The 25,203-nt window shown below is 70.7% G+C and carries 19 protein-coding genes and 1 pseudogene; 8 read left to right on the top strand and 12 right to left on the bottom strand.

Going from position 1 to position 25,203, the window contains the following annotated elements:
* Positions 1-641 precede the first annotated feature (641 nt).
* The 3 genes from ACIRYZ_RS23560 to ACIRYZ_RS23550 all read left to right on the top strand — a co-directional run bounded on the left by ACIRYZ_RS23560 (position 642) and on the right by ACIRYZ_RS23550 (position 7,300).
* On the top strand, positions 642-2,495 hold the full coding sequence (locus ACIRYZ_RS23560; RefSeq protein WP_402947161.1) for a hypothetical protein: 1,854 nt from the start codon (positions 642-644) through the stop codon (positions 2,493-2,495).
* A gap of 892 nt (positions 2,496-3,387) precedes the next feature.
* Entirely contained in the window at positions 3,388-4,686 is a 1,299-nt protein-coding gene (locus ACIRYZ_RS23555; RefSeq protein WP_402947158.1) for a HEAT repeat domain-containing protein, read from the top strand.
* A gap of 739 nt (positions 4,687-5,425) precedes the next feature.
* Positions 5,426-7,300, top strand: a complete 1,875-nt coding sequence (locus ACIRYZ_RS23550; RefSeq protein ID WP_402947156.1) for a HEAT repeat domain-containing protein — start codon at positions 5,426-5,428, stop codon at positions 7,298-7,300.
* Positions 7,301-7,394: 94 nt separating this feature from the next.
* On the opposite strand, the gene ACIRYZ_RS23545 is transcribed toward ACIRYZ_RS23550, so the two are convergent.
* Positions 7,395-7,811: a hypothetical protein gene (locus ACIRYZ_RS23545; protein WP_402947154.1), complete on the bottom strand. Its 417-nt coding sequence runs from the start codon at positions 7,809-7,811 to the stop codon at positions 7,395-7,397.
* A gap of 66 nt (positions 7,812-7,877) precedes the next feature.
* Here ACIRYZ_RS23545 and ACIRYZ_RS23540 point away from each other — a divergent pair, with 66 nt between their 5' ends.
* The 3 genes and pseudogenes from ACIRYZ_RS23540 to ACIRYZ_RS23530 all read left to right on the top strand — a co-directional run bounded on the left by ACIRYZ_RS23540 (position 7,878) and on the right by ACIRYZ_RS23530 (position 9,882).
* On the top strand, positions 7,878-8,522 hold the full coding sequence (locus ACIRYZ_RS23540; RefSeq protein WP_402947151.1) for a S1 RNA-binding domain-containing protein: 645 nt from the start codon (positions 7,878-7,880) through the stop codon (positions 8,520-8,522).
* 201 nt (positions 8,523-8,723) lie between these two features.
* A pseudogene (locus ACIRYZ_RS23535) lies at positions 8,724-9,092 on the top strand (hypothetical protein); the annotation flags it as partial.
* A 493-nt stretch (positions 9,093-9,585) separates the two neighbouring features.
* Positions 9,586-9,882 carry a hypothetical protein gene (locus ACIRYZ_RS23530; RefSeq protein ID WP_402947424.1) on the top strand — a complete coding sequence of 99 codons (297 nt, stop codon included), beginning with the start codon at positions 9,586-9,588 and terminating at the stop codon, positions 9,880-9,882.
* Positions 9,883-10,155: 273 nt separating this feature from the next.
* Here ACIRYZ_RS23530 and ACIRYZ_RS23525 read toward each other — a convergent pair whose 3' ends face one another.
* The 4 genes from ACIRYZ_RS23525 to ACIRYZ_RS23510 form a co-directional block, all read right to left on the bottom strand.
* Positions 10,156-10,395 (bottom strand): hypothetical protein, encoded by a 240-nt coding sequence (locus ACIRYZ_RS23525; RefSeq protein ID WP_402947148.1) that lies wholly within the window; start codon positions 10,393-10,395, stop codon positions 10,156-10,158.
* Complete coding sequence (locus ACIRYZ_RS23520; protein WP_402947147.1) at positions 10,368-10,844, bottom strand: hypothetical protein; 477 nt, start codon at positions 10,842-10,844, stop codon at positions 10,368-10,370. Before ACIRYZ_RS23520 ends, ACIRYZ_RS23525 begins: the two co-directional genes overlap by 28 nt.
* A 275-nt stretch (positions 10,845-11,119) precedes the next feature.
* Positions 11,120-12,184 carry a DUF3710 domain-containing protein gene (locus tag ACIRYZ_RS23515; protein ID WP_402947144.1) on the bottom strand — a complete coding sequence of 355 codons (1,065 nt, stop codon included), beginning with the start codon at positions 12,182-12,184 and terminating at the stop codon, positions 11,120-11,122.
* 32 nt (positions 12,185-12,216) lie between these two features.
* Complete coding sequence (locus ACIRYZ_RS23510) at positions 12,217-12,807, bottom strand: polymorphic toxin-type HINT domain-containing protein (protein WP_402947422.1); 591 nt, start codon at positions 12,805-12,807, stop codon at positions 12,217-12,219.
* A gap of 111 nt (positions 12,808-12,918) precedes the next feature.
* Between ACIRYZ_RS23510 and ACIRYZ_RS23505 the strand changes: the two genes are divergently transcribed.
* Positions 12,919-13,479: a hypothetical protein gene (locus tag ACIRYZ_RS23505; protein ID WP_402947141.1), complete on the top strand. Its 561-nt coding sequence runs from the start codon at positions 12,919-12,921 to the stop codon at positions 13,477-13,479.
* Positions 13,480-13,555: 76 nt separating this feature from the next.
* On the opposite strand, the gene ACIRYZ_RS23500 is transcribed toward ACIRYZ_RS23505, so the two are convergent.
* Genes ACIRYZ_RS23500 through ACIRYZ_RS23480 form a run of 5 tightly spaced genes read right to left on the bottom strand, consistent with a single transcriptional unit; the run spans position 13,556 to position 18,271 of the window.
* Positions 13,556-15,121, bottom strand: a complete 1,566-nt coding sequence (locus ACIRYZ_RS23500) for an AAA family ATPase (RefSeq protein WP_402947138.1) — start codon at positions 15,119-15,121, stop codon at positions 13,556-13,558.
* Between the two features lie 58 nt (positions 15,122-15,179).
* Entirely contained in the window at positions 15,180-15,761 is a 582-nt protein-coding gene (locus tag ACIRYZ_RS23495; protein ID WP_402947136.1) for a hypothetical protein, read from the bottom strand.
* Between the two features lie 20 nt (positions 15,762-15,781).
* The gene (locus tag ACIRYZ_RS23490; RefSeq protein WP_402947134.1) at positions 15,782-15,967 is read right to left on the bottom strand and encodes a hypothetical protein; all 186 of its coding nucleotides are present in this window, start codon (positions 15,965-15,967) and stop codon (positions 15,782-15,784) included.
* Positions 15,964-17,754 carry a hypothetical protein gene (locus tag ACIRYZ_RS23485; protein ID WP_402947132.1) on the bottom strand — a complete coding sequence of 597 codons (1,791 nt, stop codon included), beginning with the start codon at positions 17,752-17,754 and terminating at the stop codon, positions 15,964-15,966. Before ACIRYZ_RS23485 ends, ACIRYZ_RS23490 begins: the two co-directional genes overlap by 4 nt.
* A gap of 40 nt (positions 17,755-17,794) precedes the next feature.
* Positions 17,795-18,271 (bottom strand): hypothetical protein, encoded by a 477-nt coding sequence (locus ACIRYZ_RS23480; RefSeq protein WP_402947129.1) that lies wholly within the window; start codon positions 18,269-18,271, stop codon positions 17,795-17,797.
* Between the two features lie 196 nt (positions 18,272-18,467).
* Here ACIRYZ_RS23480 and ACIRYZ_RS23475 point away from each other — a divergent pair, with 196 nt between their 5' ends.
* Positions 18,468-20,360, top strand: coding sequence for a caspase domain-containing protein (locus ACIRYZ_RS23475; protein ID WP_402947127.1), 1,893 nt, complete (start codon positions 18,468-18,470; stop codon positions 20,358-20,360).
* 7 nt (positions 20,361-20,367) lie between these two features.
* Here ACIRYZ_RS23475 and ACIRYZ_RS23470 read toward each other — a convergent pair whose 3' ends face one another.
* The gene (locus ACIRYZ_RS23470; protein ID WP_402947125.1) at positions 20,368-24,549 is read right to left on the bottom strand and encodes a CHAT domain-containing protein; all 4,182 of its coding nucleotides are present in this window, start codon (positions 24,547-24,549) and stop codon (positions 20,368-20,370) included.
* Positions 24,546-25,199 carry an RES family NAD+ phosphorylase gene (locus ACIRYZ_RS23465; protein WP_402947122.1) on the bottom strand — a complete coding sequence of 218 codons (654 nt, stop codon included), beginning with the start codon at positions 25,197-25,199 and terminating at the stop codon, positions 24,546-24,548. Before ACIRYZ_RS23465 ends, ACIRYZ_RS23470 begins: the two co-directional genes overlap by 4 nt.
* Positions 25,200-25,203 lie beyond the last annotated feature (4 nt).

Raw genomic sequence — 25,203 nt, 5'->3', positions numbered from 1 at the left:
CCCCACACCTCCCAGTCCTCCGGGGCCGCCCACAGGACGGCGCCTGATCCCGCGTCGAAGAAGAACCTGGCGGTGGGCGTGGCGTCGACCTCTCAATATGTATATCGGTTCAAGTAGCCGCCAGGGTACTCAACGTGGCTGGCCCGGCAGCCCCACACCCCAAGTACCACCGAGGCACACGCCAGGTGACCGCCGGGGCAACGCGTAGTTCAGAGAAGGAGTGACGTTCGTGGACTCGGCGACTGCTGTCTGTCCGCTGTACTGCGCTGCAGATCGCCTGACCACCTCCGCATCAGGGCCCCGGATTCGGCCACCCCTTGCCGGATCCGGGGCTCCGCCGCGTCCTGAGCCTGCGTCAGCCACACGTGGGACGGGCCCGGAGAACGAGCCCCGGAGAACGAGCGCCGGAGCTCGAAGCCATGGGTCGGTGATCGGCGAGCCGTCCCGCCGGCAGGCCACAACAGCGGACCGCCCACCGAGCTCTCCCGTGCCGTCGGCGATCCGGGCCGAGGATGCAGCCTCGCCGCCGGCCGGTCGAAGTCGGCGAGCTTCGGCGAGCGGCGGGAATCCGGTTGCGGTCGAGCGGGTGCGGCTGGCAGCATCCGCCGCATGACGAACAGAATCGAGTCCCCTTCCCGCTGGTGAGCGCGACTAGCGAGCGCAACGCGCTCGGTCCCCGGATGTCGCTGTACGACCACGCAACCCGGCTGCTCCAGCAGACCCCGGACGGGCCACTGCCTGAAGGCGGCCGTCCGTTCCCCGATGAGCCGGACCAGCCTTCCCGCACACGGTCCCGGCGTGGCGAGTGGCAGGAACGCCGGGCCGGGCTCGGGCGCCTGCTCGAAGCCTTCTTCGCCGACCCGGACAGTTCTCTCGACACTCTCCGGACGAAGTTGTGCGAGTTGGACGTGTCGGACCGGATGATCTTCCAGGTCCTGGAGTCCCTGCCCGCACCGGACCCGCACCGGGCCGTTGACATCGGGACGGCGCTCCTGCGGACAGGAACCGACCGCCGCACCGTCTGGCTCGGGCTCAGTCTCCTCGCCATCACCCGCGGGCCGGCGGATACCGAGCTGATCCGGACACTCGGACTCCTCATGTGTTGCAGCTCCAGGGCAATCGCGGCGCTCGCCTCCATGCCGGGCACAACCCCTGATCTGATCTGGCTCGCCGAACGCCTTCCGGCGCGGCGCCGCTCGGAAGCTGTAACCGCCTTGTGCGCCCGAGCAGATGAGCCCCAGGCCCGCGAGTGGCTGCTGCACACCCCTCCGGACGAGTGGCACACCGCACCGTCCCAAGCCCGCGAAATCGCCGAAGCAGTGCACCTGGCCGAAGCGCTCGACCGCAGTCCGGACAATGAGCGCATCCTCGAGCAGGCGGCCCGACTGCTGGCCGCCATGACCGGCGCCAACGACTACCGGGCACCGATCCGGAAGTACTCTGCCGCCCGCCAGGTCTACAGCATGCTGGCCGACCGGGCCGACCGGCTGCCCCCGTCACTCGACCGGTACGCGCTCCTCGTCTCGCTCGTCCTCGACCTGGACAGCGGCCACAGCAACCTGCTGGGCTGGCCTCCGGGCGAGTGGGAGAAGACCCTGGACCGGCTCCGCGCCCTGCTGGGCCACCCCCGGTGGACAGCACAGATCACCGCCGCGCGAACGTCCCAGGACGCGGGCGCCCGCTGGCGGGCCGCATGGATCGACCGCATACCCAAGAAGGTGCTCACCGGCGGGAGCGAGCTCTCCGGTCCGCGCGACCGGCTCGCGGTGCACGTATGCGTCCTGGATCCCGTAGGCCGCGGCGGCGTGGAGACCCGCGTCCTCGTGGACGGCAGGCCGGTGATCGCCGAAGCCTTCGACCGCGGCGTGGCACACAGCCCGGAACGGCTGCTCGGCACAGGCCAGCTTCGGGCGGCCGAGGAACCGAGGGAGGTACAGCTCGCGGAAGCTTGGTGCACCGAGGGCTGCTGCGGCGCGCTGTACGTCACCATCGTCCGCGACCGTGACACCGTGCTGTGGCGCAACTGGCGCCGACCACCGGCCCCGAAGTCCGAACCACCGCTGCCTGAACTGCCCGATCTCCGCTTCGATGCCGCCCAGTACGACGCGGAGATCGCCCGTGCGGAGAACGACCACAGCTGGGAATGGCCGGCCCGCACGCTCGCCCGGCTGATCAGGGAACAACTGGGCCAACAGCCTGATCTGTTGGCCCAGTGGAGCTGCCAGCGGGGCTGGATCGGCACGCACTACGCCCAACGCGACCAGGTCGAGCTGAGCTTCACCTATCCGGAGCGGCCGCGCTTCGGCTCCGACAAGAACCCTTGGGTGCAATTCATCTGGACCATCCCGGACAACGGCACCCCACCGGAGGAACAAGCTAACGCGGTCCTCCGACAACTCGCTGCGGCAAGCCCAACCACTTACGCGCGCCTCGCCGGCGGCAGCCGCGAGGCCGCAGAGGCCCTCGGCTTCACCTGGCCACCGGAAACCGACTGAACCAGACCCGCTCGCCACCGTCGGCCCCAACTCTGCGGAGCTGGGGCCGACGGTGGGCGTGGAACGTCTCGTGGCGCACTGATACGGCCCGGACATCTCCCAGCCGAGTATCCGTTCGACATGGTGATCGCGCGCTCCGGATCGCGTGGCCACAGGCACCTGACGCCGTGCCAGGAGCGATGCCCCACCTTCGACGAAGGCGGCTGCGACTGCCTCATCATCGCCCAGCTCACCTGCCCCTTGGGCGACTACTGGAACCTGCAGGCGCGCACTTGATCGATGGCAGATGCGTCAAGTGCGAACCCTCTGGCCAGAATCGCCGATCACAGTGAGTGACCACCTAACCCGTTGCAGCGATCGATAAATCCGACATGCAGGAGAATGGGCACATACAACCACCAGCTCACGGCGCCGAGCAGCCCCCGCCTCATCATCGAACCGTGGAAACCGTGAGACGAATGTGAGAGGCAGGCCCCAGAGCACGCCGAAGGCCGCTTCCTCGCGAACGAGAAAACGGCCTCTGACCTGCGACAATGGAGCGAACTCCAGTTGGGACGACAGGATTTGAACCTTCGACCCCTTGACCCCCAGCGGTCGAACGAGTGTCTGACTGATGTTCACCAGTCCGAATCGCACGGGTCAGGGCCCATCTCGTCCAACCCGCATGACGCCTGATGCGGCCTCGTGACACCCAATCCGCGAGAGGCACGCGAGAGGCACGTGAGAGGCAGCGCACAAGCGGGAGTTCGAGAGTGATTTACCCCACATCGTGATTGTAGGGCTAATTCCACTCGGGTTGGCAATGATCGAGCGGTCAGGGCCCCTGGGGTCAGCCCCCTCAGCAGCGCGATCCAGGAGCCCCCTATGGACCTTCGCCTGCACAATTGGCGCCATGCCGAATGATCCCGCTGCTTTCCTGCTCGCCGTCCGGGGCCGCGATGCGGTCACAGCCAGGCATCTTCTGGAGGCCGGCACCCTGGCCGATGCGATAGACAAGGACGGGAACACCGCCCTTGGGCTCGCCGCAGCGAACGCCGACACCGAGATGTGCGAACTCCTGCTCGACAACGGTGCGGATCCAAACCGCCGTTCTCGGGGCGGCCTCACACCGGTGATGCTGGCGGTGGACGCAGGCTCCGTCGGCGCCTGGCACACTCTTCGCAGCCGCTCGCCCCACCTCTGGCTCTGCGACGACCTCGGCCGGCACGTGATCGACATCGCCCGCGCCTGGCTCGACGTGGACCCGGTCATCGAACTGCTCAGGCGGCTCGGCGCGACAGACAGCGACGAAGTGGCCGTCGAACGACGGCCGGCACCGGACGAGGGCCTCGGATCGGCCGAGGCAATCCGGGTCAGCACCCCGCACGGTTGGGCGTCCGTCCAGACCGGTCACGCCGCGATCCTGACCGAACTGGAGGAAGCCCACGGAATCCGTGTCCCCTTCGCCGAGTTGATGTCTCGGGGACTCGCCTTCGACGACCCCGATCACGTCGGCCGATGGTTCCCGGCGATGGCCCTCGCCGCACGCGTGGACGACGAGACCTTCAATCTTGCCTCCGAGACGCTGACGTCTTCATCCGACGCCCGGCAGCGTCACTTCGCGGCTGAGATCCTCCTGATGTACGCGCTCTACAACGAGGATGAGACCGCCATACGGTTGGAAGGCGAGACCGTCGAACTACTGCGCCGCCGGGCCGTCGAGGAGCAGGATCCGACTGTCCTGGAACGGGTGATTGCTGGCCTTGGGCTCCACCACCAGGTGCGTTCCATTCCGGAGATCCTGCTGCATGCCCGTCATCTCGAGGCCGAGATACGCAGGGCGGTCGCCGCCGCGCTGCACCAACTGGTCCAGGCCGATCACACCGAGGCGATCACCGCACTCCTCAGCCTCGCCGGCGACAAGAACGCCAATGTCCGCCGGGCAACGGCGACCACCCTGTCCGACATCAACGCCGACACCCCCACCATCCGGGAGGCGCTGGCCCTGCTCCTGGACGACACCGACCCAGACGTCGTTCTGGAGGCTGCCCGAGGCCTCGGACTACGCGAGGACCCACGGGCCGACCAGCCACTCATGCACGCATTCTTGCGCATCCCCCCAGGGGAAGAGCGCGGACTTAGCCGAGCCTACGACGTAGTACGGCAATGGTCCTTCGAGCGGTTCTGCGACGTGCGCGACTCCCTCATCTGACCGGTCCCGGGCTCGACCCGAGGAATGTGATCACCGCCGTGCAAGGTTGCCCGCACTCGAACAGCAGGTGGACAATCCGCTCCGAACGGGATGTCACCGGTGGTCGATAAGCTCATCGGCCATGTCCACCACCCACGAATACACCTGTTCGTGCTGCCAGGGCTGCCATGCCGGGCCGACCCTGTCGCAGCGCCCCGGAACTGGATCTGTGGCACCCCGACTATGCCGAGGACCCGGACAGCTTCCTGTCCGACGACCTGTGCGCGACGGTCATCCGACTGATGTTCACCAGTCCGAATAGCGCAGGTCAGGGCCTATCTCGTCCACCCCGCATGACGCCTGATGCTGCCTCGTGACACCCATTCCGTGAGAGCCTCGTGAGAGGCGACGCGCAAGCGAGAGTTGGCGAGTGATTTGCCTCACACCCCGATCGAAGGGCTCTCCCGCCCCCTCGGGGCCTCCGATGTCCCTCGCCACGGTGCTTCTGATCGCGCCTGGGTCGCCGCACACCATCGACGACATGCTCTGCTCCATCGCGTCGATCCGCGTCGGGGCCTGACCGATGCCGACTTCGTCGCTCTCGACGCATGGCTGCGACGAACAGACGAAGGACACCGAACCGGAGTGTGCTGAGGTTCTCCAACCGCCGGATGGGCGGGAATTTCGGTTGCACCGGACAGGACGCCCCTGGGATTCTCTGCGTCATGACGAACCTGAAGGGCAGCGCCCTCTCCACCCGGTGAGCCCCACCCCGTCGGCTTCCACGCCGACCGACGCCTTCGACGCCTGGCTGCCAGTGGCTCTGGCCGATCCCACCGGGCACGGCTACGGCGACGCCCGCAGCGCCATCTTCGACGCCGACCGCGCCGACCGCGACGGCCCCATCTCCCAGCACCTTCTCACCCGGTGCGAACACCCCGTACCCGAGGTACGGCAACGGGTACTGCAGCTCCTCACCGATATGTGCTCCGACAACGACGATTGGGACGCGGCAGCCGACAACGCTCTACTTCGCCTGCACGACCCGGACCCGCAGGTACGGCGCAGCGCAGCGTGGCTGCTCGCCGCAGCCCGGTTCGAGCAGGCCCGCGCCCTGACCCAGGACCCCCACTCCGCCGATGCCCTCGCCCCTGATGCCCGGCTCGCGCTGGTCGAGGCCGTTTTCAGTTGGACGAGACCGATCACGGCGGCCGGCCGGTTGGCACTCGCCGAGCGCCTGCGCGACGACCAGGACGCGGCGGTCCGGCTGCGTGCGGCACTGGCCGCGCTGCGTATCGCGCCCGAGGAGCAGTGGCCCGCGTGGGAGGCACTCGCGCTGCAGTGCCTGCCGATCGCGGGCACGCGTCTGGGCCGCTCCGGCAACTGGCTGAGGGGGCGCGCAGGTTGGCTGTGGTCCGTCGCCATGGTGCGTCAGGAGCGCGAGCACGCGGCGTACGCCTGGGCGGCCCGGCTCCTGGCGCACCGCTCCCCTGTCGTCCGGCTCGCCGGTCTCGATTTGGCCCACGGTGCGCTACGGCAGTGGCGGGCCGCGCCCGACCATCTGGCCGAGGTACTTGAGGCCGCACTCGACGACGCCCACACCGCAGTACGTGCGGAGGCGCTCCTGGTGGTCGCCGCCTGTCTGGAAACCACCCGCCGCTGCGTGGACCGTCTGGCCTCGCTGGTGGACGACCCGGCTCTCCGGACCGAGGCCGCACTCGCGCTCGGTCGGATCGGTGACCAACGGGCCGCCGAGACGGTACTCGGCCTGGTCCGCGACGCCTCCGTCGCCCCAGGCCTCTCCGAGGCCGCGGACTCACTCGCCCGCCACTGCCCGGACCCCGGCCCGTGGATCGCGGCCGCCGACGAGGCGCTCGCCACGGCCCCCGACAGCTGCCCGACAGACGACTCCCGCTCGCGACGCGGGTGCGCCCTGGCCGGGGCATTCAACGTCGTCACCTCCCTGGGCTCGGCCGCCGCCCCTCTCGTGCCGAGACTGCTGGACCTGCTCTCGGAGCCGGCCTCGCTTCCCACCAACTGCCGCAGCTGGGCACGACGCCGAGCGGTTGCGGCGCTTGCCGCGATCGGTCCTGCTGCAGCCGCAGCCGGACCGGCCCTGGAACGCCACGTATCCGGGACGGAGTTTCCCGCCTCCGCCGTCCTGGCGCTCGCCGCGATCACCGGCGACCGCGAGCACGCCGAGCTCTATCTCGACCAACTCCCCATCACGGTACGGACCGCGGGGACGGACGTGGATCTGATGGAGTGGCTGACCGACCACGGTGGACTCGCCGACCGCCACGCAGCACGGCTGAACGCGATGCTGCAACGCCGACGCCGTATCCATCCACGCGCCCTGCGCCTGCTTTGGCGCCATCAGGGCTCGGCTGCTGTCGACCTCCTCCTCGAGACGCTCCCCGCCTACCTGACGGACGATCTGTACGGCGTGCCGGCCTGCATGCTGCTCGCCGAGATGGGGACACTGGCCCAGCCCGCCGTCGCCGCCCTGGAAGCGATCGTCCATCGCCGGACCAGGATCGGGATGTACATCGGAGACGAGGACGAGGAACTGCGTGCCGACGAGCGCCTCACCGAGGCCGCCGCGGTGGCACTCGCGCAGCTCGCGCGGGAGTAACCCCCCTAGCCGGCCCGAACCCACACCGCGCCACAGCGCAACACTTCGCAGCGAGGCAGCCGCAGGCATCGCTCAATGCCCCGAGAATCGGCTCCTACCTGGTGGGGTAGCCGATCTCGGCGATGTCCTCGGCCAGGTCTGCGACAGTCAGCTCGGCGTTGAGGGCACGGACCACGTCGTCAGCGAGCGGCCGGAGCGCACAGACGTGCCGGACGGCATCCAGGTCCACCGGTACCTCGTAGTAGTCCCCGACGAAGCTCGCGTACGCCTCCGGGGACCGGTCGACGAGGAGCCGGAACAGCCAGTCCGCCCCGACGGGGTCGGCATGGCCCTCCGGGAAGTCGATCTCCCCCGTCTGCCAGTGCGCGTCGGCCGACCCGCGCCACAGGCAAGCTGTCACGGTCGGAATGCCGTCGTCGTTGAACGCGGGCTCCTCGACGCACGACCGGAACTCCTCGGGGACGGAGTCCACCACGCCCGGCCACACTCCGTCCTCGGCGTAGGGGCTCATCGGCGACTCGTGGTCGAAGCCCCGGATGTACACCCCGGCCGGAGCGAAGACGATCGCAACCCACTGATGACCGCGGCCCTGCCCGACGAGGACGGCGTCCTGCGTGCCCAGTGGCGTACCAACCCCACCCGGGCAGACCGGCGCCGCGCTTTCCTCCGCACGATACGAAGGGGCGAGATCCGCACCGGGAAGGTGGCCGCGACGCCCCAATTCGGTGTCTTCGTCGACCTGGACGACGATCTCGGCCGAGCGACGGGCTTCATCAACGTCCCCGAGCTGTCCTGGACACACTTCGAGGCCATCACCGACATCGTGCAGGTCGGACAGGAGATCCGCTTCGAAGTCCTCGGCGTTGACCTGGAGCGCGAGCAGGTCGCGCTGTCGCTCAAGGCCTCCCAGGAAGACCCATGGCGGCGCTACTTCGCCACCCACCACGTCGGCGAGGTCGTCCCTGGCACGGTCACCAAGGTCGTCCCTTTCGGCGCCTTTGTCCGCATCGAACCGGGCATCGAGGGCTTGGTCCACCTTGTGGAACTCATTGCCCACGAAGTCGCCGTACCTGCGGAGGTCATCCGCGAGGGTGACGATGTCCGCGTCATGCTCATCGAGGAGATCGACTTCGCACGCCGCCGCATCCACCTCTCCATCCGGCGAGCCACGGAAGCGTCTGCCCACGACCCGACCGCCGCCAGCTTCGACACGACGCAGTAGCGGCACGGCGGAGGGTCGCTGCAGCATCGACGACGCAGAGGTATAGAAGCACTTGTCGCCACGACAAGGGATCACCCCAGGTCAGGCCACATTTCGACTCTCCGGTGAGAGCGGGGTGAGTGCGGCGCTGCTCGACCCTCGATCCGCAGCACGAGAGCATGGGCATGGCAAATCTGCACGACCTCCTTGGTGGCGATCACCATGCGCTCCGCAGCCCACACCGGGCACGTCTTCCGCCGGTGCGGCTGCCGCGACCAGGGTGGCAAGCAGTTCGGAGCCAGCTGCCCCAAGCTCGCCACCGACCCCGATCACGGCACCTGGACCTTCTCCCTCGACCTCCCCTCCCCCGACCGGCACCGCAACATCGTCCGCCGCGGCGGCTACCCCACCGCCGAGGCCGCCCGGACCGCCCTTCGCCGGATGATCGAAGGGCAGGCCGGCGGCTTCAACGCCGACCCCAACCAGACCATCGCCGACTACCGCATCACCTGGCTCACGGACAAGAAGCTCGTCCTCAAGCCCACCACCTACGTTCGCTACCGCGACTACGTCACCAACGATCTGATCCCCGCCTTCGGCCAGGTCAGGCTCGACGATCTCGGCCACTCCCACATCGCCGCCTTCGTCCACGCCCAACTCGACGCCGGCCGCGGCCAGGTGACCGTCCACCGCTGCCTCGCGACACTTTCCAGCGCCCCCGGCGACGCCGTCCGCCACCATCGGCTCCCCTACAACCCGGCACGCCCGACCGTCATCCCGAGACCCGCCGCAGCAGAACGGCAGATCTGGACCGTCCAGGACGCCATCCGCTTCCTGCACTCCTGCCGGGCCGCCGATCCGGCCTTCGCCGACCTCATCGAAGTCCTCATCGGCACCGGCATCCGCAAGGGCGAAGCCCTCGCCCTGCACTGGAACGACGTGCACCTACCCGAACGCGTCCTCTACATCCGGTACACGCTCTCCGCCGTCGACAACAACCGCCTGATCATCACTTCACCGAAGACCCGCAGCAGCAAGGGATGGGTCGCCCTCTCCCCGCGAGTTCGGCGTCCCCCGCACCACCATCCACGATCTACGCCACCTCGCCGCCACCATCTCGATCACCGCCGGCGTCCCCCTCACCGGCGTCTCCAAGACCCTGCGGCACGCCACCCTGTCCATCACCGCGAACATCTACGGCCACCTCACCACCCAGGCCGCCCGCGACGCCGTCGACACCATCGATCGCGCCCTCACCACCGCCGACCAGCCGGCGCCCACCCCCATCCGGCTCCCCCACCCGAGAACACCAGGGACTCACGCATCTCGGATCCCCAGACAACGCGCCACGGACAAGGACCCGACACAGAAGGCAAGTTGATGCCTACGCCCGAAGGGCGAGAAGATCCATCCCAGATCCCCGATATCACCATGCACTCACACGGCCCCGAAAACGCATCAAGGCCGTTTTCGCATCACTGCGAAAACGGCCTCCGACCTGCGAAAACGCTGGTCGGGACGACAGGATTTGAACCTGCGACCCCTTGACCCCCAGCAGCCTGGAGACGAACCCCGACGGCCAGCGGCGTGGATTGCGTCATGCAACCAGTCCGGGCACCCCGCAGAGTCAGGCCCTGTGGAGAAACCACCACTGTCAGCCCTGGACCTCGATTTCGACGGCCGCGCGGATCTCCAGGGTGCGCTGGGCCAGGTCCTCCGGGCGGCTGTCACCCTTCCCGTCGATGACGCCACCGACCGTTGTTCCGTCCGCCCATATGCAGATGGTCCGGGATTCGGTGGGCCCTGTCAGGACCGCACAGTCGAGCGCGCCGCCGAGCGGGCCGGCCGGGTAGTCCTGGCGGCCTTTCAGACTCTCGCCAGTCTCGCTGGACACGTCGGCCCCCAGACCGCACCGAACTGCCGGTCCAACTCCTCCCGGGCGTCGGGGAAGCTCCCGGTCATCCCGACCACCAGCAGAGTGCTGCGGTCCGACCCGGCGGACCCGTAACCCGCCACCGACACCTCCCGGTAGCGGCTCAACGCGGTCAGGTTCTTCTGGAGGCGGCCACGCTCCGCCGCGACCACCCCGTCGTCCGGCATCCGCTGCTCGTCGCCGATCCGGTCCGCCAGGACGATCCGGTGCGCGGGCGGGGCTCCCGCACCGGTCACGGTGGCCACGGTCAGCGCAGTGAACAGGGAAACGACCACCGCACCCGCGATCCACGCCTTGCGGGGCACCCTGCGGTACCAGGGCAGCGGGGCCGCCGGCTCCAGGGTATTGGCCCAGATCGCTCGGAGGCCGCTGGGCTTCTCGGACGGCTGCTCGGTCTCTGTATCCGCCATGTCACCTCATTCATAGAAAAGGTCCAACAGATTGCCGGACAGTACGCCAGCACTGCGGCCTGGCCGAAGAGCGAGTCCTCGGCCAGGCCGCAGCGCTGTCAGGCGGGAGGCTGGACCTCCCGCGCGGCCCTACACGGAACTTCGGCGGGCGTGGGCGTGGTCGCGGACGCTGCCCCGGCAAGCCTCAGAGCGCACCAGGACCTGAACCCGAGCCTCCTGGGCGCCCGGCGCGCAAGGCGTGTACGCCTTCCAGGTTCCTCGTGATCGGGCGGTGACTACCCCGGTAGGGACAGGGGCAGGGGCAGGGGTGTGCGGGGTGCGCGGGGATCGGAACCGAGGACCACGACCACCTCGGCAAAGAGCCGGTCCGCCAGCTCACGGCTCGCTGGGGAGAAGACGTCCTCCCCAGTGACGTCGGCCTTGCAGAACCAGCCCGGCCCATCAGCCCCCAGCACGCGCCGGAGATGGAGCTTCCGGACGCCGTCCTCCTCGAACGGGAACTGGAGCCAGACTTCGGGCCCCGCAGGACCGGAGGCCTCTTCCAACAGGCTTCCGCGTTCCAACACCGTGGGGTTCTGGATCAGACCGGACCTGATCCGGTCCCAGCGGTCCTCAGCGCCGGCTGCGCTGAACGCCGAGAGCGTGACCTCGATGCCACCGACGACCAGCGCGACGGAGGTGATGACCCCGCCGTGTCGGAAGGGCCGGATCTCCATCCCCTCCACCACTGGGACCAGCAGGGCGCCCAGGTCCAGCCGGCCCTGTCGGGGCTCGGCCAGTTCTGTGACGTCCCATGGCCCGGTGGCGGTCCCGCGTTCGGCGGCCTCCGCCTCGGGGACCGCCTTGCCGGGGTCGCCGGGGCGCATCGGGTACGGGAGTCCCGCGCGGTGCGCCGAGAACCGCTCGACGTCGGTGATCAGGTCGATCAGTTCTGCGTCCGACAGCTTCAAGTCGTTGACGAGGCCCAGGAACAGGTAGAGCTCGTAGGTGACGAGCTCGTGGTGCGAGGGCTTCGCCACGGCTCCGTCGTCGGCGTCGCCTGCGGCCCACAGGATGACGGAAACCGCCTTGTCCGCTGAGTACTTGACGTAGTTCCGACTCGATTCCAAGGGCCATGGGCGCTTCCGCGCCATGAACTTGAGGATCTGCCGGAGCTTCACGGACCGGCCGAACCTCCGCTCGACGATCCGGCGGAACGCTTCCTCCAGCAGGTCTTGCCAGGTTTCGCCTTCCTGCGCATCCTGCCGGAGTTCGGAGGACCAGCGCTCGTAATCCTCGTCATCCCCCCGGGTGAAGGCGTACAGCATCCGCCCGTTCGCGGTCCGTGGACCGAATTCCATGATCGTCCTCCGCTTCTCTGTCACCGCCCGCCTCAGCCCCGCTTAAACTTGCTGGCGAATGCCACGACCGAGATGGCCAGTTCGAGGATTCCGCCCACGCTGGCGTGCTCCTTCCCTTCCGGCAGCGAGGATCCCGTGTCCTTCAGCACAGTCCCGATCAGACTGTCGGCACCGTCCACGCGCTTCCCGGAGTCATCCGGTTCGTCCTTGAACTTCTCCGCCGTCGCATCGCCGGGCTTCGCGCCCTTCTCCTCGACCTTAGTGTCGGGGTTCTTCTCCGGCCAGGTGCCCGGCAGACGGGTGAAGTCGGTCGGGCCGGGCGCCTCCTCCGCGCCCTCTCCCGGCGGGCAGTTGTGCACGAGCACCGGGGTGTCGTCGGTGACCACGTAGTAGGTGTGGAGGTCGTCGACGCTCAGGTTGTCGGCCGTCTGCGGCGGAGTGTCGTAGGTGCGGCCGGAGACGACGGTGACGTGCCCGTGGTCCGGGGTGGTGAGCTGGTCTCCGGGCCGGAGGTCTTCCGCCGCAGTCCAGCGGTGGGTGGTGTCGTCCCAGTAGGGGTGGTGGGCGGTGGAGGTGAGCTCGGTCTCCGGGCCCGGGGTTCCGTTCCCGTCGTCCTTGGCCAGAGGTCGGCGTCGGCTTGTGGACCCAGATGGTGCCCGAGGTGATCAAGGAGAGTTCTGGAACCTGCGGGGACGGATCAACACCTTCACCATAGCCACCGACGACACCATCCCGTGGAGTCGCTCCATCCCCTGGCTCCGGGGAGCTACGAAGGGTTTCTGATCGAGAGTTTCCCGGTCCTGCGCCGTGCCCGCGGCCAGGGCCGGGCCCGGTCCCTGCGGCTGGACACATCGAAGTTCGTCGTCTCGTCCAGGCAACCCGCGACCGCGCTCAACGAGTTCGCCTCTATCCAGAGAATCATCGGACCCGGCGAGGTCATCGACCGTCTGCCGGACCTGCTTGAGGCGATCGGCACGGGAGAACTGGGGATAGCCCACTTCGCCTGCCGCAACTCCTACCGCCCAGACTCCGGGTCGAGCATCGACCTGGCCGGCGGACCACTCATACCGGAGTTGCTCAACAGTGCAGCCGCCCAGCGCAGTCTGGCCCGCAGCAACCCGCTGGTCTTCCTCGACGCCTGCCGTTCCTCGGGAGCCTCCCCGGACTTCACCCAGATGATGGGATGGGCCCAGCAGTTCCTCACAGCCGGCGCCGGTGCCTTCATCGGCACGCTGCGGGCGGTGCGCAGCGACAAGGCCACTTCCTGGCTACGACACCGCATCCTCCTCGCCTGAATCACGAACAGTTACCACCGATTACGGGACAGAGCCGTTCAAAGTACAGACCCCTGGCGCACGCATGGGCTGGCGGTTACTCGCTCATGAAGACGACGCGGCGGGGTGTACCGGAGGTGCCGGACGTCGTGGTGGTCGTGGTGCGGCCGGCCGGGACGGCTCGGTCGCGGCCCCAGGTGCGGATCTCCTCGATCTGTTCGGGGTTGGTCCGGCTGAGCGGCGTGGTGTTGGCGAAGGTGTCGAGCACGAACGACGGGAGCAGCTTGGCGGCTCCGCCGTTGAGGTGCACCTCGGCGCCGACCTCGTGGAGGGCGGCTTCGATGTCGGAGCCGGCGAATCCCTCGGAGAGGTCGATGAGACGGTCCACCTGGTTCGGGTCGGGCTCGACCTTGACGTACTTGCGGTAGTAGAGATCGATGATCTCCTTGCGGTCCTGCGCGTCGGGGAGGTCGACGAAGAAGAGTTCGTCGAAGCGACCCTTGCGGAGGAGCTCGGGCGGGAGGCTGCGGACGTCGTTTGCGGTGGCGACGACGAACGCGCGGGAGTCCGACTCCTGGAGCCAGAAGAGGAACTGGCCGATGATGCGCTGCGGCACGCCGGACATGTCGTGGCTGCCGGCCAGCCCCTTCTCGATCTCGTCGATCCACAGGATGCACGGCGCCACCCGGTCGGCGGTCTCCAGCGCTTCCCGCATCCGGCCCTCGGACTCGCCGAGGTACTTGCCGTGGATGCTCGCCATGTCGAGTCGGTAGAGCGGGAGTTGCCACTGCGAGGCGATGGCCTTGGCGGACAGCGACTTGCCGCAGCCGGGCACGCCGACCAGCAGCACGCCGCGCGGCGGCCGCAGGTCGGTACCGCGCAGATCGGCGTGCATCAGTTCGTGCTTGCGCTGGAGCCATCCCCGCAGGCTGCTCAGGCCCCCGACGGAGTAGTCCGAGGCCTTGAGCTGGACCCGCTCGAGGCCGGCGAGGTCGCTGAAGATCCGGTCCTTGGCCCGGGCCAGCGCGAGGACGTCGTCGCGCTGGACCGATCCCTTGGCGACGATGGTGGCCATCAGGTTGACCGCTTCGGCCTCGGTCACGCCGAGCAGAAACTCCGAGGCGCGGCGCGCGTCGTCCTCGTTCCATTCGATCGGCACCACGCCGTGGTGGTCGTCGAGGAAGCTCTTGATGGTGCCGTACATCTCGTCGGCGTCCGGCAGTTCGAGCTGCAGGCTCATGCCGAGCCGTTGCAGTCCGCTCCAGATCGGGCTGTCGGTGATCAGGACGATGCTGCCGGCGTTGGCGTCGGCCAACCGGGCGAGTTCGGCGACGTGCCGGGTGAAGTGGGTGTCGGTCTCCAGCCCGTCCGGGTCGACCAGGATCAGGGTGGCCTGCGGGCGGCTGGTGAACTGGGCGGCAGCGAACTCCATCGCGCCGGTCAGGGAGCGGTCGTCCTGGACGGTGGCGTTGGAGCGCAGGTCGCGCAGGCCAGTGGCCCTGGTGTAGATCCAGAACGGCTGGCTGCTACGGCGCGACCGGGTCGCCACCTCCTTCACCAGCCGCAGCGCCCGCTGCTGCTCGATGGTACGCAGGCCGATCACCGGTACTCGCGCGGTGAGGTAGTTGTCGAGGTCGTCTCGACTCTCGGCGTAGTTGGACATCTGGGCCTCGGGTCTCGGTTCGGCGGGACGGCGGCAGGACGGCGGGTCGAAGACGCGGTCAGCCCGGGACGATGCGGCGGCGCGGCCCGTCGGCGGGGTCGTAGGACCAGCCGCCCGGGTCGGCCGGGGGCGTGGCGGTGATGACGGCGGTGAGCGGGTTGTCGCGCAGGGTGCGGCGGCGGGCGTCGACGGCCTGTTGGTCGTGCTCGCGCGACGCCCGGCGCTCCAGCTCGCGTTCCAGGTCCTGCTGGGCCCGGCGGGTCTGCTCGTCGATGATCGCGGTCAGCTTCTCCCTCAGGTCGGCCGGGAGCTGCGGGTGGCCGGCGAGCGCCCGGATCCGGTGCAGCCCGGTGCGTGCCTGGGCGAGGGCGCGGCCCGCGGCGAACTCGTCGTCGGCCGCGTTGACAGCCGCGACGAGCGCGTCCGCCCAGGCCTGGAGGCGCTGTTGGAGCGCTTCCCTGATCCGCGCCCCGAGCCGCTGCCAGGTGTCCTCGGGGAAGTCGGTGGGCGTGAGCGCGGGCAAGCCGGTGTCGTCGACCGGCTCGCCCGCCGACCAGCGTTCCAGGAAGTCGGCCCAGGCGTGGTACGGGCCGCCGAGTGGTCCGGGTGTTCGTACTGCCTGCTGCCTGGCCGGTGTCACGCGCCGCCGCCAGGCCGGTGTCACAGCCCGCTTCCGGGGCGGCGCACCGTCACCTCGCCGGGCGGCAGCGGTTCCCAGTCCGGCAGGCCCTCGACGATCCGGCGCCGCCGGCTGGTGGCCCGCTCCGTGGTGGGCTTGGGACTGGCCGCCCACGGGGAGGCGGCGGGGCGACGCGGTGGTGGCGGGGCAGGGTAGGGCGTGGTCACTGCGTTCCTCCGGACTGCGGCGTGGCGGCGGCGGGTCGGACGGTGCGCCCGTCGAACGGGCTGTGGGCGTGGCCGGCGGCGGCCAGTGAGCCGATGAACTCGCGGGTCCGGGTCTCCACCTGGTCCGCGTTCCGGTAGGCGGTCTTCCAGTCGGTGTACTCGGCGCACGCGCCGCGCAGTTGGTGGATGGAGTCGTTCTTGGCGCGCGCCAGCAGTTCCTTGGCCGAGTCCGTGGCCTTCCGGGCGGCCTCGGAGCGGGTGTACAGCACCCCTCCGCAGATGCCGCCGGCCAGGACCGCCAGGCCGAGGGCGACCGCGATGTTCATCGGGCCGACGACGAACAGCAGCAGCGCGAGCGCGCCGCCGAGCATGACCAGCTGGCGCTGCAGCGGGTAGGCCAGCGAGGCCAGGAAGGGGGCGGTGTGCTGGTCCCAGTGCTGGGCGAGCGACTGTTCCAGGGCGGGGAGCGGGGTGTTGAACGAACCTGCCCACTGCGGCAGGTTGAAGACCTGGGCCCCGACGGTGTGGCTGGTGGCGAACACCGCGTGGACGTCCGGCGGTTCGGCCATCCGGTAGTCCCGGCTGAAGCCGGCGTGGGCCTGCGCGAACCACTCGTGGCAGGCGGCGACGGCGAGCCGCTGGGTGGAGGCCGAGGCACCGATGGCCGAGGGGTTGAGTGCCGCGGTGGACTGGATGGTGAGGTAGTCGAGCGTCTCCTCCAGCGAAGCGGAGTCCACGTCCACGGCCTGCCTGGCGGCGTCCAGGTCGCCGTCGCACGCCACCACCGCCTGATTGAACGCCAGGTCGCGGCGGAGCGGCAGCTCCTCGTTGTCGTACTCCGAGACCAGCCGGTCCAGGATGTCGTCGATGGCGTCCTCGAGCCGCTCGGACGGGAGGGACTCGCCCGCCATCATCGCGGTGTACTTGGCGAGGATCGCCTGCTGGGCCCGGGCCGAGGCGAGTACGGCGTCCAACTGCGGCCACTGCGGGGACACCTGGGAGAGCCGGGGGAACTCGCCGGCGGCCGATGGTGCGCGCAGGCTGTCGATCTCCGCACGCCACCGACGTACCTGGGCGGCCCGGGCCTCGTCGTCGCCGAGCAGGGTCTCGCGCCACCGCCCGAGCGTCTCGTGCAGCATCTCGCGGCCGCCCGCGCCGAAGGCCCCCTGCGAGATGGACTCCAGGATGACCGCGAACTCCCGACCGAGCGCGGCCGGGTCCTGGGCGACCAGGTAGTGCCGCAGCCACCGCACCGCGGCCTGCTGGCGGCCCTGTCTGCGCAGCACCAGCGCGAAGAGGAGCGAGGTGCGCTCCGGTGAGCGCCGGAACGCCTCGTCCACCGCCCGCTCGCACAGCGCCGGGTCGTCGGCGGACCAGGCCGCGAGGGCGACCAGGGCGGGCGCGAGCCAGTAGCGCGGCGTCTGGATCATCAGCTGCTCGCTCACCGAGGTCACCGTCGCCTCGGACACCAGGCCGAGGTCGAAGGCCTGCAGCATGCCGACGGCGGTGCGCCGGACCACCTTGTGGTGGCCGAACTCGTGGTCGACCTTGTCCTGGATGACACCGATGCGGGTCTCGGCCCGCTGCACGTTGGCGGTCAGCTGGGACTGGTGGACGAAGGCCAGGAAGTCGGCGCGCAGTTGCTGCAATTCGCTCTGGGTCTGCTGCTGCGCGATGCCGACGGCGGAGACCTGACCGGACACCTGGCCGACCTGCTCGGAGAGCCGGTTCACGAGTCTGTCGACCTGCGCCACCTGGTTGCGCAGGACGTAGTCCACCTCTGTCATGCGGGTCTCCGTTCACGGTGGAGCAGTCGGCGGGGCGGGTTCACGGGCGTACCACGCTGCCGTCCGGGAGCACCGGCAGCACCAGGCCGCCGTCGTACACCTCGACGAAGGCGTAGGCGCCGGTGCGCACCAGCATCCGGGCGGCCGCGAAGGGGTGGGGCATCGGATCCCCGGGGGCGAAGTGGTCCACGATCGAGTGGAAGAGGTTCAGCTGATGGTCGACGTACGGTGCACCGAGGTAGCAGGTGGCGAGGAAGCCGAGCGGGACGTCGCCGAACTCGGTGGTGTAGTGCTCCTTGAGCCAGTCGGCCAGCTCGCTGCAGGCGGCCGGGTCGAGTCCGGCGTCGAGTCGGCGTACGGCGTTCAGGAAGCCCACCGGCCTCGCGCGCAGCCGGTCCGCCCCGACGCGGGTCTGTGGCGGTCGCCCGCCGGTGGCCGGACCGCTCGCCGCAGCCCGACCGGGCGCGGTCGCCTGGCCCGGTCGCACGACGCGGCGGGGCTGCTCAATGAAACCCATGAATCCCCCGATGACCATGGAGTGACACCGCGCTCACACCGCGCGGTCGAGAAGGGAAGGATAGTGATCGCACTGCCATATTGCGAAGCCGTGCAGGTGATCGCACGCGCATGGCCGGATGACGACCTGTTCCCGCCCACCATTCGCCCGGTCGACCGGACCGCCGGGGCGGTGTCCGCCTGGAACACTTCTGCCCATGAGGACGGTTTTTGCACTCCTGGTGGGGATCAACGACTACTCGGCGCTCGGCCGCGCTTCGCTCCAGGGGTGCGTCAATGACGCGGCTGCTGCTGAGCATTGGCTGGACGCGAAGGTGACGGAGCCGGTTGTGCGGACGCTGCTCGACACCGACGCCACCGTGCGTGCGGTCACCGACGGCATCCGCGGGCATCTCGGGCAGGCGGGGCCACAGGACACCGCACTGCTCTGGTTCTCCGGCCACGGGACCGAGTTCGACGCCACGGCCGAGCAGCTGAAGGTCGAATCCACCGGCTGCTGCCAGGCCCTGGTCTGCGCCGACGGGCCGTTGCTGGACAAGGAGCTGGGGGCCCTGCTGGACGAGGTCGCCGCCCGCGGCGCCCATGTCGTCGCGGTCCTCGACTGCTGTTTCTCGGGCGGCGCGACCCGGGACGCCGAGGGCAGCGCGCGCTTCCTTCCACCGGATCCGTCCTGGGGGGCGCTCGCGACGGCCCGCGACGTCACCGGTCCCGCGGCCGGGCCGGGTCACGTCCTGCTGGCCGCGAGTCGGCTGAACCAGCCCGCGTTCGAGGACTGGTTCGACGGACGCAGGCACGGCGTGTTCACTCACGCACTCCTCGGCGCGCTCGGCGAGCAGGGCGGCCCGGAGCTGAGCTACCGTCGGCTGATGGCGGCCGTGCAGTGCCGGGTGCAGGGCTCGGGTGAACGCCAGCACCCGGTCCTGCTCCCCCTGGAGGCCGGTGGCCCTGCCGACCGGCCGTTCCTCGGCGGGGCCGTTCGCGCCCCGAGCCCTCACCTGCTCCGCCACGGTGCTTCGGGCTGGGAGGTGGACTGTGGAACCGTCCACGGGCTGCGCGGCGGCCCGGACGCCGGCGGTACCGAGTTCAGCGTCGAGCCCGGGCCCGGCAGCCAGGACCGGCACCTGCTGACCGCCCGGGAGGTCAGGGTCGACCGGACCCTGGTGGAGCCGTCCGGCTGGTCACCCGATCCGGCGCTCAGCTACCCGGTGACGCTCTCCGCGCTGGCCCTGCCGCCGGTGTCGGTACTGGTGGAGGCACTAGAACGCCCCGCGGTAGCTGACGAGTTGACCGACGCCCTGCGCACCGCCCGCTCGCCGCTGCTTCGCCTCGTGGACGATCCGCGGGACGCGCCCGGGACGCTGCTGCGGGTCGTCCTGGACCGGGCGGAGGCCCGGGTGCTGTTCCGGGACGGATCCCCCGCCGTCCCGGCACTGCCGTGGGACGGTACCGCCGACGCCCGGCGGATCGTCGACTGCCTCGTCCACCTGGCCGGTTGGCATCAGCTGCGCGACCTCGCCAACCCCGATCCCTCGCTCGGATCCCACGTCCGGGTCGAGGTGACGCCCTGGGGCAGCGGTGGCCCGATCATGCCCGAGGGCTCCGGTGAGATCGTCTGCAGTTACGGTCGCGGGCCGGGCGGCTGGCAGGAGCCGAGGGTGTCCGTCCGCATTCACAACCGTTCGACGGGCAAGACCCTCTGGTGCGTCCTGCTGAACCTCACGGACAGCTACGCCAGCCGATCGGTCCTCTTCCCCGGGGCCTTCATCGCCCCCGGCGGCACCGGTTACGCGCTGGACGGCGATCCGGTTCACCTCAGTCTCCCGTCCACCCGACCGGTCCGGCCCGGCGCCTACGTCCGTGACTGGCTCAAGCTGATCGTGGCGGAGGGCGAACTGAACACCGTGCCGTTCCAGTTCGGGCCCTGGGACCCGACGCTGCCCGCGGACCGGCAGACCGGCCGGTCGACGGACGGCGTGTTCCGCCCGCTCGCCCAGGGCGGCAGCCGGGACATGCTGCCCGGCCGCCCAGCGGCCTCCCCCGGCCGCTGGGCGGCGCTCACCCTCCCGCTCCGCACGGTCGTCCCGGACTGATCCGCCGTCACTGCCCCAGGTGGGTGAAACCGGCCCAGGCCGAGAGGTCGTCCGGCTCCACCGCGGCGGCGCGGGCGGCCAGCGCGCCGGGCATACCGGGCGGCAGCCGGCGGTCCGGGTCGAGCATCCACAGCTGGGCCCGGCGCAGTGCCCGGCCCGCCTGTTCCTGCTCCCGGCGCAGGAAATGGTGCGTCATGAACATCAAGACCGAGGTGGCGTCGTCGGGAACCGGCCACAGCGAGCCGATCACCGATCGGGCTCCGGCCACCAGGAACGCCGTGGCAAGGCTGTACGCCTCGTTGTGGCCGCGCCCGGACACGTGGCTCCGGCAGGCCGCCAGGACCACCAGCTCCAGCCCGTCGCCACCCCGCCCGGCCGCCTCGGTCAGCTCCTCGGCGGCCAGCTCACCGCCGCTGAAGGAGAGGTACGAGCTGTAGCGCTGGTTGGCGGCCACGGTGGCATGGCAGGCCAAGTGCAGGACGCCACCACCGCCGCGGCGCAGCCAGGCGAGCACCTCGGCCGGCGTGCCCGGGCCGTCGGCCTCGCCCGCCGCGCGCCGCCCGAGGAAGCTGCCCCGCGGGTAGAAGGCCCGCTGCACCGCGTCCGCCTCCTCGCCGGCGTAGCGCAGGTCCCCCGTCGGATTGCCGACCACCAGGGCGGCGCCGGTGTGCGGTGTGGACGGCCGGGCGGCCACGTCGCACAGCAGCCGGGCCGAGGCGGCGTACGAGATCTCGGCCTGCTCGACGGCGTACCGGCGGCGTCCGGTGGCGTCCGGCTCCGACCAGGCCGCGTGCCACGGCACCACGCCGAGGGCGCCCATGGGCACCAGGATCAGCGACGGCGGGCGGGTGCGGCCGGGTGGTGGCACGAGCATGTCCAGCAGTGGCTTGACCGCCGCGTACCAGGCCCAGGAGCACAGCCGGTCCAGTTGCCGGCGCAGCGAGGTTGAGTCGGGTGCGGCAGCGTGCGGGGCCGGCCCCATGTCCCGGACGGACCGGCCGGCCGGGGTGTAGGCCCGCAGGGGTCCGGCGTCCTCCTTCAGCAGCGGCAGCGGCAGCCAGTGCGCGCCACCGTCTGCGGTGACCAGGACCGCCGCCCCGCCGCGGTCGTCGGAGGCGGGCATCAGGTACACCAGGGCGTCCGCCCGGCAACTGCGCAGCGCCTCGCCGATCTCTGCGGGGGCCGGGGTGCCCAGCAGCCGGGCCGACGGCCCGCCGTCCGGGCCGAGGGCGGTCAGCGCGGTCAGGACGCGGCGGCGCAGTTCGCTCGGGACGCCGCCGGACCCGGTCAAGCCGTCCGCTCCGCCGGGCGGTTCGGAGCCGCCCGCGGCCCGCCACTCCTCCGCCAGGTCGGGCCGGCCGGTGGCGGTCAGCAGCTGGGGCACTGTCATCGCGGTGTTCGCGGCGTGCAGCACCAGTCCGCGGCAGGCGTCCAGTGCCTGGACGGCGGCGTCGGGGACGTCGTCGGCCAGGCACCAGGCGGCCACTTCCAGGGCCGCGGCGGTGGCCTCGGCCGCGCCCTCGGCGGCGTGCCCGGTGCCGGACTGGAGCAGCGCCGCCCAGGAGTGTCCACGCAGCGACTCGAGCCCGGCGAGGCGTCCCCGGCGGCGGTCGTCGCGGGCCGGGTCGGCGCGCAGTCGGTAGGCCCGGCCGAGGGTCAGGCTGCACACCGCCCACAGCCGGTGTTCGGGGCCGCCGGCCAGCCGGGCGGCCCGCTCCAGCAGGTCGATGCCAGTCCCCAGCTCGCGGCGGTCGCCGCTCCGGGAGGCCTTGGCGCAGTGGGTGCCGCCCAGCGTGAAGGCGTAGCGCAGCCAGTCGTCGCTTCCCTCGTCGGACAGGTCCAAGGCCTCCCGGAGCAGGGTCATTCCTTCGTCGAGAAGCCGGGGGTCGGGCCGGTCCATTGCCCGTGCGGTACGGGCGATACCCGCGTCCCCCAGCACCCAGGCACGGCGGTCGCGCGGCAGCCGGGCCGCTTGGCGGCGCAGTTCGTCGAGGGTGGCACCGCCGTGGGTCGCCATGGCGGCAGTCGGCAGGCCCAGGTTCCTGGCGAGCTGGTCGCGGCCCATCCGGGCGTTCTCCAGCATCGTCCACAGCTCCCCGCGGGCGGGGTCGTCCGGGTCGAGCGCGCCGTGGACCTCGGCGAGGCGCGCGATGGCCCGGTCGCTGCCGGCCAGGTCACCCTGCCGCGCGTACCGAATGGCCTCGATGCCCGCGACCTGGCCGTCGATGAGCGACCGGAGGTAGGGGGTGGTGCCGGGCCGGTCGCGCAACCGGGCGATGGCACTCCCGGCCGTCTCCACCTCGTCGAGGCCGCCGCGCAGCTGACCTCGGTGGCCCTGGACGAACGAGCGCAGCAACTCGATTCCGTCGGTCGTCCGCCCGTCCTGGCCGGTGCGCAGGTCGCGGGCCGCATCGAGGTGCTCCAGCGCCCCGTCCAGGCTCGACCCGTCTCCGGCCGTCGCCTCGTTCAGGCCGATCCAGCCGGCGATGGCGTGGAGGCTGCTCAGCCCGGCGGCATCGCCCTTCCGGTGCTGCAACGCGGCTTGCAAGAGCGCGGTCTTCTGCTCGGTGGTGACGTGCGTGCCGTGCGGATCGAGGAACGGCACCATGCCGAGCAGGAACGCGGCCGACTCGCCCGACTCGCGGCTGTCCGGGTCCGCTCCGCGCCAGGTCCGGTACAGCCGGTCGAATTCCGCGGGCAGCCGGTCGAGGCCGCCGATGTCGTTGGCGAGCCCGTTGAACTCCTGATCGCTGAAGTTCAGGAAGGCCCCGCCGTGTTCGACGTCCGCCATCGTCCCCATGGTGGCGCGGTGGGCCTCCTGGAAGAGGGCGTCGACCTCGGGGCCCGCCTCGGCAAGGCCCTGGCGCACCAGCTCGTGTCTGACCCAGCCGTGGCACATGACGGCCATCCGCCGGAACTCGGCGCCCTGGCTCTCGTCTTCGAGGGCACGCCCGCTGGCCGCGGCGAGCACCGGCAGGCGCGCCGGGTCGCCGTCCGCCCGGTAGCGGGCCCACTGGAGAGTCGCCACCAGCAGGCCCAGCGGTGCGGCCGAGCCGCCGTCGCGTTCGGGCTGCCAGCAGTCGAGAGCCCGCTGCAGCAGGTGGAGCGCCCGGTCTCGTCCGGCGTCGTCGTCGCGCTCGGTGGCACGCTGGTAGAGCAGCCGTCCGAAGCAGTCCAGGTACGTGGGCAGCAGTTCGTCGACGGCATCCGGCTCGGCGAGCAGTGGCGCCAACTCCGCCTCGGCGGGCCCGATCTGGGTGCTGTCGTCCCAGTGCCACCACAGCATCGCCCGGATGTAGACCATCCGGGCCATTGCCTCGCGGCCCCACCACGGTCGCCCCGCGGATCGCTCGCCGGCCTCGACCAGCGCTCGGCCGAACTGGGTCCGGGCCTCCGTCAGCAGTTCCCGGTCCCGGGCGCGCTGGCCGTGCACCATCTGGGCGGTGGCGAGTCCGTAGCGCAGCAGCGGGACGTCGCTGTCCGGCGTGGCCGCCTCGAGAGCCGCGCGGTAATGCCGGACGGAGGCCTGCGCGTCGGGCAGGTCACCGCCGGTCCGGTACCGCTCGTGGTGCAGTGCACCGGCCTCCCCGTGCAGTTCGGCGGCCTCCGGGCTGCCGGGTGCGTGGTCGTCGAGCGCGGCGTCGTACCGGCGCAGCGCCTCGGAGAGCAGAGCCGCCCGTTGCGGGGCGGGCCGGTCGTCGGCCTGCACCCACCGCAACCGGGCGAGCCGGGCCACCAGGTACCTGCCGAGCACCCTGAGGTGCTCGAACGACGACCCGGCGACCGGTTCGGCCAGGCCATCGACCAGCAACGCCCAGGCCCGGTCGAGCAGTTCGGGTTGCGGCCGGTCGTCGTACCGGAACAGCAGCACGCGAGCGCGGAGGATCCGCCAGGCGTCCCAGATCTCCTCGTCGTCGATCTCCTCGTCGCCGGGCCGGGCGAAGGCCCGCTCGAACGCCTCGTCCGCCAGGTCCAGGTCCTCCGGGCGTGCCTGCCGCAGGAAGAGCTGGTAGCTGAAATCCCCGGCGACCGCCCACGCCGTCGGCGCCTGCGGGTCGTCCGCCCGCAGACCCGCCAGCTGCTCCAGCAACTCGTCCCGCTGGGCGCGCAGTTCGTCGTCGGAAACCTCGTCCGGGTCCGGGTCCGGGTCCCGGTCCCGGACCGGGTCCATCGCCCCCTCCGGCGTCACGGGGCGATCCTCGCGTGGTAGGGCTCCAGCAAGGAGTTGAGCCGCCTCTCCCCCTCGGCGGTGTCGAAGTCGACCGGCGGGACGCCCGTCTCCTCGATCACGTCCGGCACGCAGCGGTCACCGAACAGGACCACCACCCGGTCGCCGGGCTCGCGCTTGGACGGCCAGAGGAAGCCCTGCGCCCACGGGTCGGTGTGCTCACGGATCCAATGACCCCAGTCACGGGTGAACGGGTACTCGCCGGCCTCCGCCTGGACCAGCCAGGAGTCCTGGGCGACACTCGCCAGCTCCCGGCCGGTCACCAGGGACACCACGTCCAGCTCTGCGGCCAGCCGCAGGAAGGACAGCCGGCGGCCGCGCATCGCGACCCTCGGCACCAGCCGCGGCGTCCCGCCCGGATCGAACGGAACCGACCGCAGCAGCGACTCGCACACCGCCGACTCGGCGGTGAGCCCGGCGTAGAGATAGCCGAACGGGTCGCACCTGGTCGCGTCGAAACGGCCGCCGCCGTAGAGGCAGTGGGCGGGTACGGGATTGAACGCGGTCGCCGGGTGGCGGGCCGCGTGCAGCCGGTACAGCGGGGTGCCGGCCGGCAGGGTCAGCTTGGCGGGCGTGCCCGGCAGCACCCGCGGGGGCCTGGTGTTCGCCATCCGG

It is taken from the genome of Kitasatospora sp. NPDC101155 (assembly GCF_044768305.1).
GTDB lineage: Bacteria > Actinomycetota > Actinomycetes > Streptomycetales > Streptomycetaceae > Kitasatospora.
Note: the sequence above shows the minus strand (reverse complement) of the source record. Positions and strands in the feature narration are given on the sequence as shown.

Excerpts from the sequence above, each read along its gene's own strand:
- ACIRYZ_RS23485 (WP_402947132.1), bottom strand. The coding sequence starts at position 17,754 with ATGACAGAGGTGGACTACGTCCTGCGCAACCAGGTGGCGCAGGTCGAC.
- ACIRYZ_RS23500 (WP_402947138.1), bottom strand. The coding sequence starts at position 15,121 with ATGTCCAACTACGCCGAGAGTCGAGACGACCTCGACAACTACCTCACC.
- ACIRYZ_RS23545 (WP_402947154.1), bottom strand. The coding sequence starts at position 7,811 with ATGAGCCCCTACGCCGAGGACGGAGTGTGGCCGGGCGTGGTGGACTCC.
- ACIRYZ_RS23465 (WP_402947122.1), bottom strand. The coding sequence starts at position 25,199 with ATGGCGAACACCAGGCCCCCGCGGGTGCTGCCGGGCACGCCCGCCAAG.
- ACIRYZ_RS23480 (WP_402947129.1), bottom strand. The coding sequence starts at position 18,271 with ATGGGTTTCATTGAGCAGCCCCGCCGCGTCGTGCGACCGGGCCAGGCG.
- ACIRYZ_RS23520 (WP_402947147.1), bottom strand. The coding sequence starts at position 10,844 with ATGGCGGATACAGAGACCGAGCAGCCGTCCGAGAAGCCCAGCGGCCTC.
- ACIRYZ_RS23515 (WP_402947144.1), bottom strand. The coding sequence starts at position 12,184 with ATGGAATTCGGTCCACGGACCGCGAACGGGCGGATGCTGTACGCCTTC.
- ACIRYZ_RS23540 (WP_402947151.1), top strand. The coding sequence starts at position 7,878 with ATGACCGCGGCCCTGCCCGACGAGGACGGCGTCCTGCGTGCCCAGTGG.
- ACIRYZ_RS23555 (WP_402947158.1), top strand. The coding sequence starts at position 3,388 with ATGCCGAATGATCCCGCTGCTTTCCTGCTCGCCGTCCGGGGCCGCGAT.
- ACIRYZ_RS23475 (WP_402947127.1), top strand. The coding sequence starts at position 18,468 with ATGAGGACGGTTTTTGCACTCCTGGTGGGGATCAACGACTACTCGGCG.